This is a genomic window from Rhizobium sp. YTU87027 (assembly GCF_050644135.1).
Classification (GTDB): Bacteria; Pseudomonadota; Alphaproteobacteria; order Rhizobiales; family Rhizobiaceae; genus Rhizobium.
In genome coordinates, this window is sequence record NZ_CP098440.1 from 3,754,642 (window position 1) to 3,773,841 (window position 19,200).

The window sequence follows — 19,200 nt, forward strand, 5'->3', positions numbered from 1 at the left end:
CATGGAAGGCCTCTATTGCACTCCTCACCCCAACAACTGGTGGAGAGGGATTAGCCATGTTCAAGAAGATTTCCATGGCCGCAATGGCGGTCAGCTTTTCGGCCTCGTCGTCCTTTGCTGCAACCAACATCACTTGGTGGCACGGCATGGGCGGCCGCAACGGCGAAGTCATCAATGAGGTTGCACAGAAGTTCAACGCCGCGCAGTCGTCCTGCGCTCTGACCCCGGTCAGCAAGGGCACCTACGAAGAAGCGCTTGCTGCCGGCATCGCTGCCTTCCGCTCCGGCGAGCAGCCGAACATCCTGCAGGTCTTCGACGCGGGTGCAGCAACCATCATCAACGCCAAGGGCGCTGTCGTTCCTGCCGAAGATCTGATCAAGGACGCCGGCTACAAGTTCGATCGCAATGCCTTCATTCCGGGCGTTCGTTATTTCTACGCTGCCGCTGACGGCAAGTTCGTCGGCATGCCGTTCAACTCCTCCGCTCCGATCATGTACATCAATCCGGAAGCGTTGAAGAAGGCTGGCGTCGAAGCCCCGAAGACCTGGGAAGAGTTCGAGGCGATTGCGCCGAAGCTCAAGGACGCCGGCTATATCCCGCTCGTCCAGTCTCAGCTGACCTGGGAGTTCACCGAGAACTTCTTCTCGCGCAACAACATCCAGTTCGCCAGCAACAACAACGGCTACGACAGTGTCGTCGACACCAAGCTCAAGGTCACCGACCCGAACCTCATCATGATGTTCGAGAAGCTGAAGGCCTGGTCCGATGAGGGCTACTTCAAGTACTACGGCGCCGGCTGGAGCGACAACCAGAAGCCCTTCGAAGAAGGTAAGGTCGCCCTCTGGGTTGGCTCTTCGGGCTCCTTCGGCGGCCTGAAGAAGACGGCTACGATGCCCTTCTCGGCAACCTTCCTGCCATACTGGGGTTCGATCAAGGGTGCCGGCACCCACAGCTTCATCGGCGGTGCTGCACTCTTTGCGATGTCCGGCAAGTCGGCTGAAGAGAACAAGTGCGTTGCAGACTTCTTCCAGTTCCTGACCTCGCCTGAGATCCAGAAGTTCTACCACCAGGCAACCGGTTACGTCGCCATCACCGAGGCAGCTTACGAGCTCGCCAAGAAGGAAGGCTACTACGACAAGGAGCCGGTCGCTGAAGTCGGTATCAAGCAGCTGAAGCTGCAGGACGGCGAATGGTCGAAGGGCTACCGCCTCGGCTTCTACCCGCAGATCCGCGAAATCATGGAACGCGAATACGGCCGCATCTTCTCGGGCGAAACCTCCGTCAAGGACGCTTTTGACACGATCGAGAAGGAAGGCAACCAGCTCCTCGAGCGTTTCGCCAAGACGGCCGGCTGATCTAGCCGATTGCTGAAACAACGGTTCCGGAGACGCCCGCCGTCTCCGGAACCGCTTTGCAAAAAGGTCCCGCCATGAAGCGCGTGCAGTTTTCGTCGCCAACGCTGCCTTATCTCTTCCTGCTGCCGCAGATGGCGGTCATTTTCATTTTCTTCTATTGGCCGTCCGTCCAGGCGGTCAAATCCTCGTTTTTCCTTGAAGATCCGTTCGGCTTCGGCTCCAGCTTCGTCGGCTTCGACAACTACAAGGGCGTTCTGCAAAGCGCTGAGTACCGCTCGATCGCCGGCTTTACCGCCATTTTCATGGCGCTCGTTACCTTCTTCTCGCTGTCGCTCGGCCTGCTTCTTGCCGTCAAGGCCGATGCCGTCATCCGCGGCAGCTCGACCTACAAGACGCTGCTGATCTCGGTGTATGCGATCGCTCCGCCGGTCGCGGGCCTGATCGGCATGATGTTCTTCGACCAGCACATCGGCCCCTTCGTGCGTTTCGCCGCCTTGTTCGGCTGGGACATGAAGATTGGCCTCAATTATTTCGATACGGCCTTTGCGATGGTGGTCGTCTCCGTCTGGAAGCAGATCCCCTATAATTTCATCTTCTTCCTCTCGGGCCTCCAGGGCATTCCCGTTTCCGTTCGCGAAGCCGCGGCGCTCGACTGCCTCTCTGGCTTCCGCCGGTTCTGGACCGTGATTTTGCCGCTGCTGGCGCCGACCGCCTTCTTCCTCTTCGTCATCAACGTCACCTATTCGCTGTTCGATACCTTCGGCATCGTCGACGTGATGGTGAAGGACAAGGCCGCGAACAACCCGATCACGCTCGTCTACAAGGTCTATATGGATGGCTTCCGCGGCAACGACCTCGGCGGCTCCTCGGCCCAGTCGGTGATCCTGATGATCGTCGTCTTCGTGCTGACCGTCTTCCAGTTCCGCTTCCTTGAGCGGCGCGTTCACTACAATTGAGGAGCGCGGAATGTACCGTCTCAAGATATTCGACCACGTTATTCTGCTGCTCGGCGTCTTCGTGATGATGGCGCCCGTCGTCGTTGCCTTCTTCACCTCAACGCACGATGCGGCCGAAATCCATCGCCAGGGTCTGACCCTCACCTGGGGCAACCATTTCGCCGAGACCTACAGCACCGTGCTCAATCGCGAAGGCGGATTCACCGGACAGGTGACGGGCATGCGCATGCTGATGAACTCGCTGATCCTCGGGATCGGCTTTGCCATCGGCAAGATCATCCTGTCGATGCTCGCGGCCTATGCGATCGTCTACTTCCGTTTCCGGCTCGCAACGCTGTTCTTCTGGATGATCTTCACGACGCTGCTGCTGCCGCTCGAAGTCCGTATTCTTCCCTCGTACGAGGTCATGCACCAGCTGCACCTGATCAACACCTATACCGGCATGATCGTGCCGCTTTTGGCGTCGGCCACAGGCACTTTCTATTTCCGGCAATTCTACAAGTCGATCCCGGACGAATTGCTCGAGGCGGCGCGCATCGATGGCGCCGGTCCGATCAAGTTCTTCTTCGACGTGATCGTGCCGCTCTCGAAGACGATGGTGGCCGCCATCTTCATCATCATGTTCGTCTACGGCTGGAACCAGTATCTCTGGCCGATGCTGATGACCAACGACGAGAGCTTCTACACGCTGGTGCGCGGCATCAAGCAGATTCTCCTGGTCTGGGTCGGTGCGCAGATTCCCGATTACAACGAAGCCTTCGCCATCGCGATCCTCGCGATGCTGCCGCCTGTCATCATCGTCGTGGTGTTCCAGCGCTGGTTCATCAAGGGCCTCACCGAAAGCGACAAGTAAAGGAAACGCCGATGGCCGCCATCGAAATCACTCAGGTCTCCAAGATCTATACCGGGGACGTCCATGCTGTGAAGTCCGTGAACATCGACATCAAGGACGGTGAATTCATCGTCCTTGTCGGTCCCTCCGGCTGCGGGAAGTCGACGCTTTTGCGCATGGTCGCCGGGCTGGAGGAAATCTCCAAGGGTGAGGTCAAGATCGGCAACCGAGTTGTCAACAAGGTCGACCCTGCCGAACGCGACATCGCCATGGTCTTCCAGAACTATGCACTCTATCCACATATGACGGTTTACGAAAACCTCGCCTACGGTCTGCGTAACCGCAAGACGCCGAAAGCGGAGATCGACGCTCGCGTCGCTGAAGCCGCCCGCATGCTGCAGCTCGAAGCCTATCTCGAGCGCAAGCCGCGTGCCCTTTCGGGCGGTCAGCGGCAGCGCGTCGCCATGGGCCGCGCGATCGTGCGGAAGCCGGCCGCCTTCTTGTTCGACGAACCGCTCTCCAACCTTGACGCCAAGCTCCGTGTTTCGATGCGCGGCGAGATCAAGCGGCTGCAGCGCCGTCTCGGCACAACCTCGATTTACGTCACCCACGACCAGCTGGAAGCAATGACCTTGGCCGACCGGCTGGTGGTTTTGAACGGCGGCGAAATCGAGCAGATCGGTGCCCCGCTCGACGTGTACCACACCCCGGCCTCCACCTTTGTCGCGAGCTTCATCGGCTCTCCGGCCATGAACCTGCTCAAGGGTGAGCTGCATGGCGACAAGCTCGCCTTGGGGCCAAGCGTGATCGACCTTGCGGGTCATGCGCCCGCATCCGGGCCCGTGACCGTCGGCATTCGTGCCGAGGACCTGCGCCTTGCCGGTCCTGGCGAACATGCCATGACGGTCGCGATAGACTATGTGGAGGAACTCGGCTCCCAGCGTCTCGTGCACGGAAGTCTTGGCGATCAGCAGCTGACGGCAGTCCTGTCTCCCGAAATAGAGTTGAAGTCCGAACTGCGGCTGATCGTGGCTGCCGAGAGACTGCATTTCTTCAACCATGAGACCGGGAAGCGCATCGGCGAAACGGCGTCTTTGCGGGCCGTCGCGGCGAAAACGGAAATCGCCTGACGTCTTCTGCCGATCGATCGCTCAAATTGTACGGACCGCCTGTACGGTGCCTTTACGACTCTCTGCTATCCCGACGCGGGTTTGATAGCAGCGGGGGTTGCTCATGGGTATTCATATGATGCTGGCAAGCGTGGTCGCGATGGCCGCGCGGGCGGTGCCTTTCCCGAGTCTGCCGCAGCCAGAAGCAAAGACATTCGTAGCGAAGTCCGGGGACAACTTCGTCATGCACGCGACACCGATCAATCCGGACTGGATTGTCAGCGGCGATCCGCAGGCGCGCACCGGTGAACATTCCCGCAGCAACGACGATGCAGCCTATACGGCGATCTGGGACTGCACCGCCGGCGAATTCCGTTGGTACTTTTATTGGGACGAAACGGTGATGATCCTTGAAGGCGGCGTCCATATCGTTGCCGAGGACGGAACGGAGCGCACGCTGAAGGCGGGCGACGTGGCGTTCTTCGCGGCGGGCACCTGGGCAAGCTGGCGCGTGGACAATTATGTCCGCAAGGTCGCGTTCCTTAGAAAGCCGTTTCCGAAGCCGGTTGCGCTTGCCTATCGGCTCCGCAGCCTGTTGCGCTGCGAGGCGCCGAAGAGCGGCATCGCGGCCTGAGGAATTCGCCCATCCGCCGCGCCGGACGTCATTGATTGGCGTTGCTTTCGGGGCCTCTGCAGCCTACATCTGTCCGGCATCAGCTAAGGGACGGAAATGGCCAAGATCAAGAATGTAGCGGTCCAAATGGACCATGTTGCCGGCATCAATATTGCGGGCGATTCCACCTTTGCGATGAGCCTGGAAGCACAGGCTCGTGGCTACAAGCTCTTCCATTACACGCCTGACCGCCTGAGCTTCAGAGATGGCAATCTGTACGCCACCGTCGAGCCGATGGTGCTGCGCGACGTCAAGGGCGATCACTTCGAACTCGGAGCGCCCGAACGCGTCGATCTCTCGACGATGGATGTCATCCTGCTGCGCCAGGACCCGCCGTTCGACATGGCCTATATCACCTCGACGCACCTGCTGGAGCGGATCCACCCGAAGACGCTCGTCGTCAATGACCCGGCTTGGGTTCGGAATTCTCCCGAGAAGATTTTCGTCACCGAATTTGCCGATCTGATGCCGAAGACGCTGATCACCAAGGATGCGGCCGAGATTCGCCGTTTCCGCGACGAGATGGGCGACATCATCTTGAAGCCGCTCTATGGCAACGGTGGCGCCGGCGTCTTCCACTCCACCAGGGACGACCGCAACCTGTCGTCACTGCTCGAAATGTTCGGTCAGCTCTTCCGCGAACCCTTCATCGCGCAGCAGTATCTGCCTGATGTGCGCAAGGGCGACAAACGCATCCTGCTCGTCGACGGCGAACCGGTCGGTGCCATCAATCGCATCCCCGCTGAGCACGACAGCCGTTCCAACATGCATGTCGGCGGACGCGCCGAGGCGACTGAACTGACGGCACGCGAAATCGAAATCTGCAAGCGCATCGGCCCTGCGCTCAGGGAACGCGGCTTCCTCTTTGTCGGCATCGATGTCATCGGCGACTACATGACGGAGATCAACGTCACGTCGCCGACAGGCATTCGTGAGGTCCGCAAATTTGGCGGTGCCGATATTGCCGCCCTGCTGTGGGACGCAATTGAGCGAAAGCGCTAAGCGTCTCCTCGTAACCGCGTGCCGCAACGGGGCGCGGTTTTTCGAGGGCAATCGCCCTTCTACATATTTCCCACTCTGCGCAATCCGGATAAATCGCCCGGTTTGTTCTGCCTCTGCAACCTGTCACAACCTGCCTACATCGCTGGCTTGAATCTGTTCCTTTGTTGTTCTTGTTTCCGCTGATGGACCGCATCGATATCCGCATCGATGTGCCTGCCGTCTCCGCCTTCGATCTTATCAAACCGATGCGGCCGAAAGAAGCGCGGATATCGCCCGCCGCGTCGCCCGTGCCCGCGGCATCCAGCAAGCACGTTTCGAAGCAGCAGGGTCGGGAGGTATCGGCACGAACGCGAAGTGTTCGACCGCCATGATCGAGAAATACGCCGCGCCGGATTCGGCTGGCCTGCAATTGCTACGCGACGCAGCCGAGAAAATGAAGTTCTCGGCGCGAGGCTATCATCGCGTGCTGAAAGTGGCCCGCACCTTGGCTGATCTCGACGGGAACGAAACGGTAGGCCGCATTCATCTTGCCGAGGCAATTTCCTATCGTATCGCAGGGGAACGATTGACGACAGCAGCCTGAAACGCAAAGGGGCGCCAGGAGGCGCCCCAGCTTCGATAGCAACGAGTAGCTTTTTAGCTGCCGAGACCGTCGAACAGGGCGGTCGAGAGATAGCGTTCGGCAAAGGACGGGATGATCACGACGATGTTCTTCCCGGCATTCTCCTCGCGGCTGCCGATTTTAATCGCGGCCGTCAGTGCCGCGCCAGAGGAGATGCCGACCGGCACGCCTTCGAGCTTGGCGACCTCGCGGGCAAGCTCCAGCGCCTCGGGGCTGCTCACCGTGACGATCTCGTCGTAGATATGCGTGTCGAGGATCGCCGGCGCAAAGCCTGCCCCGATACCCTGGATCTTGTGCGGTCCTGGCTGGCCACCGGAAAGAACCGGGGATTCCGCGGGCTCAACGGCCACCACCTTGATGCCGGGCTTCTTCGATTTCAGCACCTGGCCGGCGCCGGTGATGGTGCCGCCGGTGCCGATACCGGAAACCAGGATATCGACCGCACCGTCGGTATCGTTCCAGATCTCCTCGGCTGTCGTGCGGCGGTGGATTTCCGGATTGGCCGGGTTTTCGAATTGCTGGGGGATAATGGCGTCAGGGAGGGTCGCCGCCAGCTCCTCGGCCTTGGCGATCGCCCCCTTCATTCCCTTGGGACCTTCTGTGAGCACGAGTTCGGCGCCGAGCAGTGCCAGCATCTTGCGGCGCTCGATGGACATGGTTTCCGGCATCGTCAGGATCAGTTTGTATCCCTTGGCAGCCGCGGCAAAGGCCAGCGCGATACCGGTATTGCCCGATGTCGGCTCAATCAGCGTCGTCTTGCCGGGTGAAATCTTGCCCTGTGACTCCAGCGACTCGATCATGGCGACGCCGATGCGATCTTTCACGGAAGCGATCGGATTGAAGAACTCCAGCTTGGCGAGGAGGTTGGCCTTGACGCCCTTCGCCTTGGCGAGCTTGTCGAGCCGCACGATCGGCGTGTCACCGATGGTTTCGGTAATCGAGGAATAGATACGGCCGCGGCCCGGTTTCTTCGACATGAGGCTCTCCCTTGGTGAAATGTGCGGAGAGAATAGGGTCAAAGACGGATGGAGGCCAGTGCGGCTTCATCCGCCAGACGCGGTCAGGCGAGAAAAAATCCTTTAGGAACCGGGCTTTGCCGAATGAATTTTTCAGGCCGCACGGGTGGCGATGAAGGCTGCTGTGCCGGCGAGAATACCTGCGGCCGTCTTGTTCAGCGCCGCCAGCGCGCGCGGTTGCTTGAGCATCAGCCGGGCGCGTGAAGCAAGCAGCATATAGGGTATCAGAACCACCAGCAGGACGACGAAGGTGGTCGCCAAAAGGACGCCATATTCGCGAAGCCCGATGCTGTTGATGTCGATCAGCGTCGGCACCAGTGCGACGTAGAAAAGCATGGTTTTGGGATTGCCGAGCGTCACCAGTAGGCCGGACATGAAGCTCATGCCGACATTGCTCGCCTTCTTGGCTGCGATGTGCTGGGGCAGCAGCCCGGCCGTCCAGAGCTTGTACGCGATGTAGCAGAGATAGAGCGCACCGGCGATCTTGATGACAATGAAGACCTCGGTGAACGTTTGTGCCACGAAGGCAAGCCCGAGAATGACGGCGGTGAGATAGGTCATATCGCCAAGTACAAGGCCGAGGCCCATGAAAAACGTCTCGCGAAAACTCGAGCCGAGCGCGCGGGCGACGATCGCCGTGATACCCGGTCCAGGAATTGCCGCCGCAATAAAGAGCGCCGCTGCGTATGCGAAAAGGGCGGTAAACGACATGACATGAGCTCCTGCTTCAGTCGCCTTCTACGCCTCGGCCACATTGGTTTCAAGCATCCGAGTTCTGTCGCCGGGTTGCGCTTGCCGCTCTTGACGCTCGCGATTGTGGTTCTAGTTCCAAGGCGGTGATTACGGCTGGTGGAAGCTGACAATCGAAGGCGATCTCTGCTCCGACACCTGCCAATGTCCGCCGCTTGCCAAAGGAGACACCTGATGAGCCCCACCGCAGCCGAAAAGCGCAGACTAGCCCCGCTTGCCACACCGACGGATCTGAAGAGCAATGCCATTCAGGATATCTCGGCCGCTCTGGCCGCGCTGCTGGCGGATGTCTTCGCGCTCTACCTCAAGACGAAGAATTTCCATTGGCATATGTCGGGACCGCATTTCCGCGATTACCATCTGATGCTCGACGAGCAGGCTGAGCAGATCTTCGCCACGACGGATGCGATTGCCGAGCGCGCCCGCAAGATCGGTGGCACGACGCTGCGCTCAATCGGCCATATCGGCCGCTTGCAGCGCATCAACGACAATGACGCCGACTATGTCACGCCGGAGGACATGCTGGCGGAATTGCGCGACGACAACAAGCAGCTGGTATCGCTCTTGCGCGAGACCCACGATGTCTGCTCCGAGCACAACGACGTCGCCACGGCAAGCCTGCTGGAAGTGTGGATCGACGAAGCCGAGCGCCGCACCTGGTTCCTGTTCGAGACGACGCGGCAGTCGAAGTAGCTTCGCTGGCAATGATCAGCCCGCCCGCGCGCGCAACAGCTGCGCGGGCGTCCAGCCGAGGTTCATGCCTGCCGCGGCGACAAGGATGACGGCTGCACCGACCAGTTGCAGGGGCTGCAAGGCATGTCCGAATGCTACCCGGTCCACGAGGATCGCGGCGATCGGATAGATGAACGACAGCGCCCCTGTCAGATGGATCGGCAGCTTCTGGATCGCGCCGTAGAGCAGCACATACATCAGCCCGGTATGTACGACACCCATGGTGATCAGGATCGACCACGACTGACCGTCCCCGGGCAGGTCAGAGAAATTCATGGTCGGCAGCAGCATCAGCACGCCGGTCGCAACCTGGATCAGCGCGATAAGATGTGGCGGCGTGCCTTTCAGCCATTTCGCCGCGAGCGCCGCGAGGGCGTAGAAGAACGCGGCGCCGAGCGCCAGCAGGATGCCGAGGCCGTAACCCTCGTGCCCGCCCGCGGTGGCCGGCTTTGCTTCGACGATAGCCGCCATGCCGGCAAAGGCCAGGGTCAGCCAGAACAGCTTTGTGGTGGTGATCCTTTCGCCAAGAAACAAGGCGCCCAGCGCAAGCAGCATGAAGGGTTGCGTGTTATAGACGGTCGTCGCGATCGAAATGGATGCATGGCTGTAGGATGCGAAGAGCAGCAACCAGTTGAGAACGATGGCGACGCCGCCGAAGACAGCGATGCCCACCGATTTCAAGCTGATGATGCCCGGACGCAAAAGCCCCATAGCGGCGCAGACGACGAGCAGGCTGACTGCGCCAAAGAGGCAGCGCCAGAACACCACGCCACTCACCGGTTGGCCCGAAATCACCACGAACCAGCCGATTGTCCCTGATATCAGCATTGCCGCGGTCATCTGGGCGGTGCCGGTGCGAATTTCGCTGTTCATTATGTCTCTCCATCTCGATGGAGAAAGATTATTGTGGTCGCGCCGCAATTTATATAGGTTGCATGAGCGTGATTGTGTCTATGGCCTATCATTGTGAGGAATAATGTCTGTTTCGGCTAACGATAATGTCATCGACGATGTCGATCAGAGAATATTGGAAGCACTGGCCGAGAATGCGCGCATCTCGTTGAAGGAGCTGGCGCAGGCTGCCGGGCTGTCTTCGCCCAGCGCCTCCGAACGCCTCCGTCGCCTGGAAGAGCGCGGGATCATCGCCGGTTTCACCATCGATATCGACGCTACGGCACTCGGATATCCGCTACAAGCGATCGTGCGGGTACGGCCCCTGCCGGGGCAACTGCATGTCGTTCAACGGATCATCCAGGACACGCCTCAGTTCGTCGAGTGCGACAAGGTCACGGGCGACGATTGCTTCATTGCCCGGCTTGTCGTCCGCTCGATGGCGGAGCTTGACACGATCCTCGACAAGGTGGCGGAGAAGGCCGAAACAAGCACCTCGATGGTCAAGGCATCGCCGGTCAAGCGTCGTCTGCCACCGCTCTCGCGGCAAAGCCCTGAAGGTAAGCGCTACCGGTTCGAACGCGCCGAAATGGCAAGCCGCATCAGCTCTCCCATATGGCCATGGCTGATGCCGTAGTCGACCTGCGCGGCGCGGTGCACGACGACGAGATCGAGCGCCGGAACGATGATGATGTATTGCCCGCCAAAGCCGCTGGCATAGTAGAGCGGCGCTCGGATGGAGAGCGAAGCCTCCAGCGCATTCGCCTCCACCGTCATCCAGAGATAACCATAGCCCCTGCCGCCCCCAAGATCGGAATGTGGCGCAGTTGACAGGCGAACCCAGTCCTCGGGCACAACCTGCACACCGTTCCAGCGGCCGCCTCGCAAATAAAGCAGCCCGACCCTTGCGTCGCGCGCACTCATCGCCATCTTGTAAACAGGATGCCGAGATTCTGGTCCATGCTGATAGCGGCAGTCGGCCGGCGAAAAATCCTGCATGCCGAGGGGCGCGGCGACGCGGGTGGCAAAGCTTTCGAATAGGTTCTCGCCGGTCTGGACTTCGAGAACCGTGCCGAGGACGTTGAAATCCCAGTTGTTGTAGAACCAGAAGGAACCCGGCGGATGGCTGCCTCGCTCCGGCCGCCCGCGTGTCGTGTCGTAGACGGAAGGGAGATAGACGCCGGACCGGGCGGCAAGAAGGTTGCGAATCGTGGCCGTCCGTTCGTCTGTCGTCAGCGGCTCGACGTCGATAATGCCGAGATCCGCGAGCGTGGCGGAAAGATCGATCCGGCCGGCCCCGGCATGGATGCCGTAGAGGATGCTGATCAGACTGTTGCTCACCGAAGCGACACTCGACTTGTAGGCCGTATCGCCCCAGGAACGGGCGAGGCGTCCGCTGTCGATAATCACCATCGCCGTTGATCCGCCGCGCTCCAGTTCGAGGACGAGGCTTTCCAGCACTGCGGCATCCCAGCCGCCCTCGGTATGCTGTTGCCATTCCGAATTCGGGTAAATGAATGCGGCGTCGGCCATTCAGCCCTCCTTCGATCTGCAGAAGTCTCGGCTGGCAACGCACTAAGTGTCAGAAATCGGCCATAGGTGAAGGCATAGCCGGCGCGTCGAGCGTGATTTCGTCGCTGGCACGGATCATGAAACGCGTGCTGCCACCGGTCGTCTGCGCTCTCCCTTCCCAGCCAAGCCGGTCAGGGCGGAAGAGTACTTCGGCGACAGCGGGCCCCAAGCCGAGGCTGCCGATGATTTCGGCGAGGGTAGGGACTTCTTGTGCCACGACATCGAGGAGGATGAAACGGTCGCCATCCATCTTCCAGGCGATGACCGCCTGGCTGTCCTCGACAAAGCTCAACCGCACGCTGGGATCGAGCCGGGTGTTGATGAGGAACATTGCCGTACTTTCCACGACGGCGAGCGTCTCCGATACCGGTACGCGGCGTTTCAAGGCTGCCTGCAACAGCGAAAGGTCTGCTGGCTGCGACGGATCGAGGGTGCGGGCAGGGCGGCCCGAAGCGACAGGCACCGGCGCCTGGCCGGAATAGGCATGCATCGGCAAGGCGTGAAAGCCGTAAGGCGCGTAGAGCGCCGGCTTGTCGGTATAGAGAACTATGGTCTCGAAGCCTTTCTCCTCACACCAGGCGAGCGCCTTTTGGGTCAGGTCGCGATACAAGCCACGGCCACGCCAGGGCGGCCGAACCGCACCGGATTGGAATGAGGCGGCATTCACCGTGCGGCCGTTGATGACAAGCGGCATGGCGAAGGCCGAAAGATTGGCACCAAGCCGGCCATCAGCGGCAAACCAGCCGAATGGCATGCTGCTCGAGTCAGGCCCGCCCATTTGCTGCAGAGGGCCGATGTCGATGTCGAACGTGTCTTTCAGGAGATCGACCAGCGCCTGCCAGGCCTTGAGATCGCCGAAATAGTCACGGCGGAAGGTCAGGCCGGAATGATCGATGCCCTTGGAGTTCATACTCCGGTTGATCCGAAGCCGCCTGCGCCGCGTGCGGTGGCGCTCGCCTCGGAAATCTCTGAGATATGTGCCTGGATCGCCGGGGCAATCACCATCTGCGCGATGCGCATGCCTCTGGTGATCTCGAACGGCCCCTCGCCGAGATTGATCAGTAGAACTTTGACTTCGCCGCGGTAGTCGCTGTCGATTGTTCCGGGTGTGTTGAGACAGGTGATGCCGTGCTTGAAGGCCAGCCCGGAGCGCGGACGCACCTGGCCTTCATATCCCTCGGGAATTTCGAAGATAAAGCCAGTTGGCACTAGCGCGCGCTTTCCGGCCTCGATGATCATCGGCGCACCTGCGTCAACGGCGGCGCGCAGGTCCATGCCGGCCGCCCCCCTGCTTTCGTAGGAGGGCAGATCGAGATCCTGGCCGTTGGCGAGGCGGATGATGTTGAGCGTCGGGCGCGTATCGGTATGGATTGTCATGGGGCATTAGTTTGCGTCCGACGCGCCAAGGTCAATTGCAATGCCGGGCTTTAATCGCTAGATACGCCGCAATTCCACAGGATTCACATCATGGCTGAAAGTCTCGCCGAGGCGGTCTCCCGCCGCCGCACATTCGCTATTATCGCGCACCCGGACGCGGGTAAGACCACGCTCACCGAAAAACTGCTGCTGTTCGGCGGCGCCATTCAGCTTGCCGGCGAAGTCAAGGCAAAGAAGGATCGCATGCAGACGCGCTCCGACTGGATGAAGATCGAGCGCGAGCGCGGCATCTCAGTCGTCACCTCGGTGATGACGTTCGAATACAACGACAACGTTTTCAACATTCTCGACACGCCCGGCCACGAAGACTTCGCCGACGACACCTACCGCACGCTGACGGCCGTCGATGCCGCGGTCATGGTGATCGACGCCGCCAAGGGTATCGAGCCGCGGACGCTGAAGCTGTTCGAAGTCTGCCGCATGCGCGACATTCCGATCATCACCTTCATCAACAAGATGGACCGTGAAAGCCGCGATCCTTTCGAAATCCTGGACGAGGTCGAGGAGAAGCTGGCGCTCGATTGCGCGCCGGTCACCTGGCCGATCGGTCGCTCGAAGACCTTCTGCGGCACCTATCATCTGGCGAACAACGAGGTGCGCGCCTCCGACACGCAGGAGATTATGACGAAGGTCACCGATCCAGAGATGGTGTCCCACCGTCTGCCGGAGAACGAGCGCGACGCGTTCGTCGAGGAGACGACGCTGGCGATCGAGGCCTGCAAGCCCTTCGACAAGAAGGCCTTCCTCGAAGGCCATTTGACGCCCGTTTTCTTCGGCTCGGCGCTGCGCAATTTCGGCGTTCGCGACCTTATCGATGCGCTCGGCGAGTTCGCCCCGCCACCACGCGATCAGGTCGCCGATATCCGCACCGTACAGGCGACCGACAACAAGATGACCGCCTTCGTCTTCAAGATCCAGGCGAACATGGACCCGAACCATCGCGACCGTATCGCCTTTGCCCGCATCTGCTCCGGCAAGCTCGAGCGCGGCATGAAGGCGAGGCTGTCGCGCACCGGCAAGCAACTAGGCCTCACCGCGCCGCAGTTCTTTTTCGCCTCGCAGCGGCAGCTTGCCGACACGGCCTATGCAGGCGATGTTGTTGGCATCCCCAATCACGGCACACTGCGCATCGGCGATACGCTGACGGAAGGCGAGTCGTTGGTGTTCCAGGGTGTGCCGAACTTCTCGCCCGAAATCCTGCGCCGGGTGCGCCTCGAAGACGCCATGAAGGCGAAGAAGCTCAAGGAAGCGCTGCAGCAGATGGCCGAGGAAGGCGTCGTTCAGCTGTTCCAGCCGGAGGATGGTTCGCCGGCTATCGTTGGCGTTGTCGGTGCGCTGCAGCTCGATGTTCTCAAGGAACGCCTGATGGCCGAATACGGCCTGCCCGTCTCCTTTGAAATGTCGCGTTTCTCCGTCTGCCGCTGGATTTCCGCCGATCAGCCTGCTGAGCTCGACAAATTCGTGACCGCCCGTCGCGGCGATATCGCGCGAGACCTCGACAACGACCCGGTATTCCTGGCGCAGGACAGCTTCTCGCTTCGCTATGAAGCCGAGCGTTATCCGGCGATCAAGATGGCCGCCCTCAAGGAATATCACGCCATCAAGGCGGCGTGATATTGGATCGGATATAGCGATCTGCCATGATGCCCTTTTGAAAAAGGAGCGTTTCATGGTTCGAGAGAATGAAATCAGAGAAAACGAAGTCGCCGTCGAACTGCCGCCGGCGACCGATGCCGGTCTGGTGTTCATCGGGCGTATCCGTACCCCCTGGACCTCGCGCATGGAGACGCCGCGCCAGGGACGGCACGACGGTCCGCTCTGCAGGATCGAGATTTTCGAACCGTGGAAGCAGGCCCTCCAGGGTGTGGAGGCCTTCGAACGGCTGGAAGTGCTCTATTGGCTGGATCGATCGCGGCGCGACCTCGTTCTGCAAAGCCCGGCCAACAGCGGGAAGGTGCATGGCACCTTTTCTCTCCGCTCACCGGTGCGGCCAAATCCGATCGGTACCTCGATCGTCAAGCTGGAAGGGGTCGAAGGTGGCGTCTTGCTGGTTCGCGGATTGGATTGCCTTGACGGTACGCCGCTTCTCGATCTGAAGCCGGACCGTACGCTGTTCAAGCCGATCGCGCCGCCGCAGCCCGGAGATTTCCAGACCGGCGACGACGCGCATTACTGCAAGAAGGCCTAACGATCAGTCGACGGCGATCATGACATTCGGGGACTGTCGCAGCCGGAGCCTCCGCCGCGATCTCACTCGCCACGCGGATAGCGCTGGCTTTCCTCCAGCACGTTCAGATCCATGTGATTGCGCATGTAGCGCTCGGAAGCCCGCTGCAGCGGCTGATAATCCCAGGGATAGTAGGCGCCGTTCCGCAGCGCCTCGTAGACCACCCAGCGGCGCGCCTGGCTTTCGCGCACGGCGGCATCGAAATTCTGCAAGTTCCAGCGTCTCTTGGCCTGGGCCGTGAGCCCCGCGAGAACATCGGCATATCCCGCATCGCATGCGAGGTTGTTCAATTCCCTTGGGTCGGCCTCGAGATCGAACAGCATCGGCGGGTCTTTGTCGCAGAGCGTCAGCTTGAAGCGACCGTCCCGCAGGCAGACGAGCGGGGCTTCCGACCCCTCGGCGGCATATTCCATCGGCACCGGACCACGACCGCCGGTGCCAGTTGCGAGTGGCGTCAGGTCCTCGCCATCCGTCCACGGAGCCAGCTTGGCAATGTCGATACCCGCCAGCGCCGCGAGCGTCGGCGTCACGTCGAGCGTCGAGACCGGCTGCTGTATGAAGGCCGGTGCCCAGCCCGGCGCCGCGATCGTCAGCGGCACCCGCGACGAACCATCGAAGAAGCACATCTTGAACCAGAGGCCACGGTCGCCGAGCATGTCGCCGTGGTCGGAAACGAAAAGCACGATCGTATTGTCCGCCATCCGCCCGCGATCGAGGACATCGAGGATTTCGCCGATCTTGTCGTCGATGTAGGAAATATTGGCGAAGTAGCCCTGGCGTGCGCGCCGGATCTGCTCCGGTGTGATTTCGAACGCATCGTAGTCGCAGGCCCTCAACAGGCGCTGGGAGTGCGGATCCTGCTGGTCGAAAGGAATAGCATCGACATCAGGATCGAGAGCAGGGGAATTCTCGTATAGGTCCCAATACTTGCGGCGCGCGACATAGGGATCGTGCGGATGAGTGAAGCTCACCGTCAGGCACCAGGGGCGGTCGTCGTGACGGCGCGACAGGTCGTAGAGCTTGCGGGTCGCGTTGTAGGCGACCTCGTCGTCATACTCCATCTGGTTGGTGATTTCGGCAACACCGGCACCCGTGACCGAGCCGAGATTATGGTACCACCAGTCGATGCGCTCGCCGGGCTTGGTGTAGTCGGGCGTCCAGCCGAAATCGGCGGGGTAGATATCGGTGGTCAGGCGTTCCTCAAAGCCATGCAACTGGTCCGGGCCGACGAAATGCATCTTTCCCGACAGGGCCGTGTGATAACCCGCCGCGCGCAAATGATGCGCGAATGTCGGGATATCGGATGCGAATTCGGCGGCGTTGTCATAAACGCGAGTCCGGCTCGGCAGCTGCCCCGACATGAAGGATGCACGAGCCGGCGCGCAAAGGGGACTTGCCGTATAGGTGTTGGCAAAGCGTACCGAACGCTCCGCCAAGGCTTTCAGATGTGGCGCATGAAGGAAATTGGCCGGTCCGTCGGGAAACAGCGTGCCATTGAACTGATCGACCATCAGAATGAGAATATTCGGGCGCGCCATGCATGTCGTCCTTGGGTTCGGGATCGGGAACTTAGCCGCGTCTGCGCAGCCATGCCAGTCCGCCTCGACCGGAACGCGCGACAGGAATCTCGGCCTCATCTCGCATATGCCATTTGATTGCTTTATTGATTATCGATATCGAATGACCTGTGAAGCCGGCATTTTTTGATATCCCCTCTAAGGATTTTTTATGGAAAGCCGCCGCGTCGAGCTTGGTTGGATGCGCATATTCGCTGAAATCGGCAAGGCCGGTAGTCTGTCCGCCGCGGCAGGCGTTCTCGGCCTGACGCAGCCTGCCGTCAGCTATCAGATCCGCCGACTGGAGGAACAACTTGGCGTCAGTCTGCTGAAACGACAGCATCGCGGCGTTGAGTTGACGCCGGAAGGCCTGCGCCTGCTCGATGTTGTGGCAAAAAGCGTCAGCGAAATCGACGAGCTGGCGCGGCGCTTCCGTAGTGAAGCGGACAGGCCAACGATACGACTGCGCACGGACTTTGCATTTTCTTCGCTCTGGCTGATCCCACGGATGCACGCGTTTCGCACGCTCTACCCGGATGTCGACATTCAGATTGTCGCGACACAACAAATGGAGAAAGGTCGGTCGGAGGACGGCGATGTTGCCGTGGTTTTTGGTCGGCGATCGGAGTTCGATCGGAACGCGGTTCTGCTCTTGCCGGAAAAGGTCGCGCCGGTCTGTACCCAAGGCTTCCTTGATCGCTACGGCCCCCTCTCAACGCCTGATGACCTTGCGCGGGCGCGTTTGATACATCTCGACACCGAAGAACCGTCGCCCTGGTTCGACTGGCGGCACTATCTCGCGGAGCTCGGCGTCCGTCGCGATGGTCAGACGGGGCAGGGGGACCTAAGCTTCAACACCTACTCGCTGGTGGTGCAGGCGGCGATCGGCGAACAGGGCGTCGCCATTGGATGGATGGGGCTCGTCGACTCGCTGCTCGCGGCCGGCATGCTGAAGACCGCTGGTCCCGCGCTGGAAGCGCCCGATCGGGGCTATTGGCTACTCCCACCACGGGCGCGCGACGCCCAGAGTGATCTGCTTGCGAAGTGGCTGATGGCAGAGGCCGGCATCGCGTGATGCTGCCCGCCCTCAAGCGACGAGGTCATCGAGGAAATCTTCGCACCAGCGCGATACGTCGTGCACCAGCAGGTGATCCATCATCCGCTGCCAACGTTCCTGGCGTTCCTCAAGCGGCATATTCAAGGCCCGTGCCAGCGCGTTGGCTGTTCCCTCGATGTCGTGGGGATTGACCAGCAATGCGCCTTTCTTCAGCTCGCGGGCAGCGCCGGCGAAGCGGGAGAGCACCAGCACGCCGGGATCCTCGGGGTCCTGGGCAGCGATATATTCCTTTGCAACGAGATTCATGCCGTCACGAAGCGGCGTGACCAATCCGACCTTTGCCAGGCGGTAAAGACCGGCGAGGATCGGGCGGCTGACCGAGCGATTGATATAGCGGATCGGTACCCAGTCCACCGTCCCCAGCGCACCGTTCACTCGGCCTGCCTGCTCAGCGACGGTGCGTTGCATCTGTTCGTATTCAGGCACTTCCGAGCGGGATTTCGGTGTGATCTGGAGATAGGTCACCTTCCGCTGGTGAGCCGGATTATTGAGGATGAAACGCTCGAAGGCATCGAGGCGCTGCGTGATGCCCTTGGAGTAGTCCAGCCGATCGACGCCGATGATGAGGTCGCGGTCCCTGATACTCTGCCGCGCCCTCTGCACCAGATGGTGGCTGCCGGCCTTCTTGGCGAATTCGGCGAATGCGGCCGTCTCGATGCTGATGCCATAGGCTCCCCCCTTGAAAACCTTGTCGTTTGCCGTGAACCGGCCGTCCCCAATCGCATCGCCCATGTCCTCGCGGCGAAGGCACCCGGCAAAGTTTTCGAGATCATGGTCCGTCTGAAAGCCGACGAGATCGTAGGCTGCCAGACCATGCATAATCTCCTCGTGAACCGGCATGGTGTAGAGCACATCCGCCGGCGGCCAGGGAATGTGCAGGAAGAAGCCGATGCGGTTCTTGAAGCCCATTTGCCGCAGTTCGGCGGCCAGCGGGATCAGATGGTAGTCATGCACCCAGATGATGTCGTCCGGCCGCAGCAGCGGCGCCAGTCGATGCGCGAAGAACCGGTTGACGCGGAAATATCCCGCCATCTCCTTGCGGCCGTATTCCGCAAGATCCAGCCGATAGTGACAGATCGGCCAAAGCACGCGATTGGCGAAGCCGTAATAGTATTCCTCGACGTCCTTGCCGGTGAGATCGGTCAGGGCGTAGGTAATCTTGCCCTCTTCCGTCAGGGACAGGGGGCCCGGCTCGTCGTTTTCGCTCGACTTTCCGGACCAACCCATCCAGATACCGCCCCGTTCCTCGAGTGCCGCCTTCAGCGCCACCGCCAGTCCGCCGGCGGTGGCTGCGCCGTCCTTTGTCGGGGCTGGCACGCGATTGGAAACGATGACGAGACGGGACACAAAAAT

Annotated in this window: 18 protein-coding genes and 2 pseudogenes; 12 read left to right on the forward strand and 8 right to left on the reverse strand. The window is 60.6% G+C overall.

Translation table 11 applies throughout. From position 1 onward, the window contains the following. Positions 1-56 precede the first annotated feature (56 nt). The 7 genes and pseudogenes from NBG89_RS18550 to NBG89_RS18580 form a co-directional block, all read left to right on the forward strand. Positions 57-1,355 carry an extracellular solute-binding protein gene (locus tag NBG89_RS18550; RefSeq protein WP_431321147.1) on the forward strand — a complete coding sequence of 433 codons (1,299 nt, stop codon included), beginning with the start codon at positions 57-59 and terminating at the stop codon, positions 1,353-1,355. A 74-nt stretch (positions 1,356-1,429) separates the two neighbouring features. After that, positions 1,430-2,311, forward strand: a complete 882-nt coding sequence (locus tag NBG89_RS18555; protein ID WP_431321148.1) for an ABC transporter permease subunit — start codon at positions 1,430-1,432, stop codon at positions 2,309-2,311. A gap of 10 nt (positions 2,312-2,321) precedes the next feature. Then, on the forward strand, positions 2,322-3,164 hold the full coding sequence (ugpE, locus tag NBG89_RS18560; RefSeq protein WP_431321149.1) for a sn-glycerol-3-phosphate ABC transporter permease UgpE: 843 nt from the start codon (positions 2,322-2,324) through the stop codon (positions 3,162-3,164). Positions 3,165-3,175: 11 nt separating this feature from the next. Further along, complete coding sequence (locus NBG89_RS18565; RefSeq protein ID WP_431321150.1) at positions 3,176-4,273, forward strand: ABC transporter ATP-binding protein; 1,098 nt, start codon at positions 3,176-3,178, stop codon at positions 4,271-4,273. 103 nt (positions 4,274-4,376) lie between these two features. Beyond that, positions 4,377-4,886, forward strand: a complete 510-nt coding sequence (locus NBG89_RS18570) for a cupin domain-containing protein (RefSeq protein WP_431321151.1) — start codon at positions 4,377-4,379, stop codon at positions 4,884-4,886. Between the two features lie 96 nt (positions 4,887-4,982). After that, the gene (gene gshB / locus NBG89_RS18575; protein ID WP_431321152.1) at positions 4,983-5,927 is read left to right on the forward strand and encodes a glutathione synthase; all 945 of its coding nucleotides are present in this window, start codon (positions 4,983-4,985) and stop codon (positions 5,925-5,927) included. 176 nt (positions 5,928-6,103) lie between these two features. Next, positions 6,104-6,510 (forward strand): annotated as a pseudogene (locus tag NBG89_RS18580) (YifB family Mg chelatase-like AAA ATPase); the annotation flags it as partial. Between the two features lie 53 nt (positions 6,511-6,563). Here the strand turns inward: NBG89_RS18580 and cysK are convergent. After that, entirely contained in the window at positions 6,564-7,526 is a 963-nt protein-coding gene (gene cysK / locus NBG89_RS18585; RefSeq protein WP_088704065.1) for a cysteine synthase A, read from the reverse strand. A gap of 132 nt (positions 7,527-7,658) precedes the next feature. After that, positions 7,659-8,276: a LysE family translocator gene (locus NBG89_RS18590; protein WP_431321153.1), complete on the reverse strand. Its 618-nt coding sequence runs from the start codon at positions 8,274-8,276 to the stop codon at positions 7,659-7,661. Between the two features lie 213 nt (positions 8,277-8,489). Between NBG89_RS18590 and NBG89_RS18595 the strand changes: the two genes are divergently transcribed. Continuing rightward, positions 8,490-9,008 carry a Dps family protein gene (locus tag NBG89_RS18595; protein ID WP_431321154.1) on the forward strand — a complete coding sequence of 173 codons (519 nt, stop codon included), beginning with the start codon at positions 8,490-8,492 and terminating at the stop codon, positions 9,006-9,008. A 15-nt stretch (positions 9,009-9,023) separates the two neighbouring features. On the opposite strand, the gene NBG89_RS18600 is transcribed toward NBG89_RS18595, so the two are convergent. Beyond that, positions 9,024-9,920, reverse strand: coding sequence for a DMT family transporter (locus tag NBG89_RS18600; protein ID WP_431321155.1), 897 nt, complete (start codon positions 9,918-9,920; stop codon positions 9,024-9,026). A gap of 103 nt (positions 9,921-10,023) precedes the next feature. Between NBG89_RS18600 and NBG89_RS18605 the strand changes: the two are divergent. Next, positions 10,024-10,488: pseudogene (locus tag NBG89_RS18605) on the forward strand (Lrp/AsnC family transcriptional regulator); the annotation flags it as partial. 17 nt (positions 10,489-10,505) lie between these two features. Here the strand turns inward: NBG89_RS18605 and NBG89_RS18610 are convergent. The 3 genes from NBG89_RS18610 to dut are packed head-to-tail and all read right to left on the reverse strand — an operon-like array spanning position 10,506 to position 12,887. Beyond that, positions 10,506-11,471, reverse strand: coding sequence for a serine hydrolase domain-containing protein (locus tag NBG89_RS18610; protein ID WP_431321156.1), 966 nt, complete (start codon positions 11,469-11,471; stop codon positions 10,506-10,508). A 49-nt stretch (positions 11,472-11,520) separates the two neighbouring features. Beyond that, positions 11,521-12,420, reverse strand: coding sequence for a GNAT family N-acetyltransferase (locus tag NBG89_RS18615; protein WP_431321157.1), 900 nt, complete (start codon positions 12,418-12,420; stop codon positions 11,521-11,523). Beyond that, on the reverse strand, positions 12,417-12,887 hold the full coding sequence (gene dut, locus NBG89_RS18620; RefSeq protein WP_431321158.1) for a dUTP diphosphatase: 471 nt from the start codon (positions 12,885-12,887) through the stop codon (positions 12,417-12,419). Before dut ends, NBG89_RS18615 begins: the two co-directional genes overlap by 4 nt. Positions 12,888-12,977: 90 nt before the next feature. On the opposite strand from dut, the gene NBG89_RS18625 reads away from it, so the two are divergent. Beyond that, the gene (locus NBG89_RS18625; protein WP_088691113.1) at positions 12,978-14,561 is read left to right on the forward strand and encodes a peptide chain release factor 3; all 1,584 of its coding nucleotides are present in this window, start codon (positions 12,978-12,980) and stop codon (positions 14,559-14,561) included. Positions 14,562-14,616: 55 nt separating this feature from the next. Continuing rightward, positions 14,617-15,135, forward strand: coding sequence for a tRNA (N6-threonylcarbamoyladenosine(37)-N6)-methyltransferase TrmO (gene tsaA, locus NBG89_RS18630; protein WP_431321159.1), 519 nt, complete (start codon positions 14,617-14,619; stop codon positions 15,133-15,135). Positions 15,136-15,197: 62 nt separating this feature from the next. Here the strand turns inward: tsaA and betC are convergent, their stop codons facing one another. Then, complete coding sequence (betC, locus tag NBG89_RS18635) at positions 15,198-16,712, reverse strand: choline-sulfatase (protein ID WP_431321160.1); 1,515 nt, start codon at positions 16,710-16,712, stop codon at positions 15,198-15,200. A 190-nt stretch (positions 16,713-16,902) separates the two neighbouring features. On the opposite strand from betC, the gene NBG89_RS18640 reads away from it, so the two are divergent. Continuing rightward, a complete protein-coding gene (locus NBG89_RS18640) occupies positions 16,903-17,805 on the forward strand; it encodes a choline sulfate utilization transcriptional regulator (protein WP_431321161.1) in 903 nt (300 codons plus the stop codon). A gap of 12 nt (positions 17,806-17,817) precedes the next feature. Here NBG89_RS18640 and otsA read toward each other — a convergent pair whose 3' ends face one another. Further along, on the reverse strand, positions 17,818-19,194 hold the full coding sequence (gene otsA / locus NBG89_RS18645) for an alpha,alpha-trehalose-phosphate synthase (UDP-forming) (RefSeq protein ID WP_431321162.1): 1,377 nt from the start codon (positions 19,192-19,194) through the stop codon (positions 17,818-17,820). Positions 19,195-19,200 lie beyond the last annotated feature (6 nt).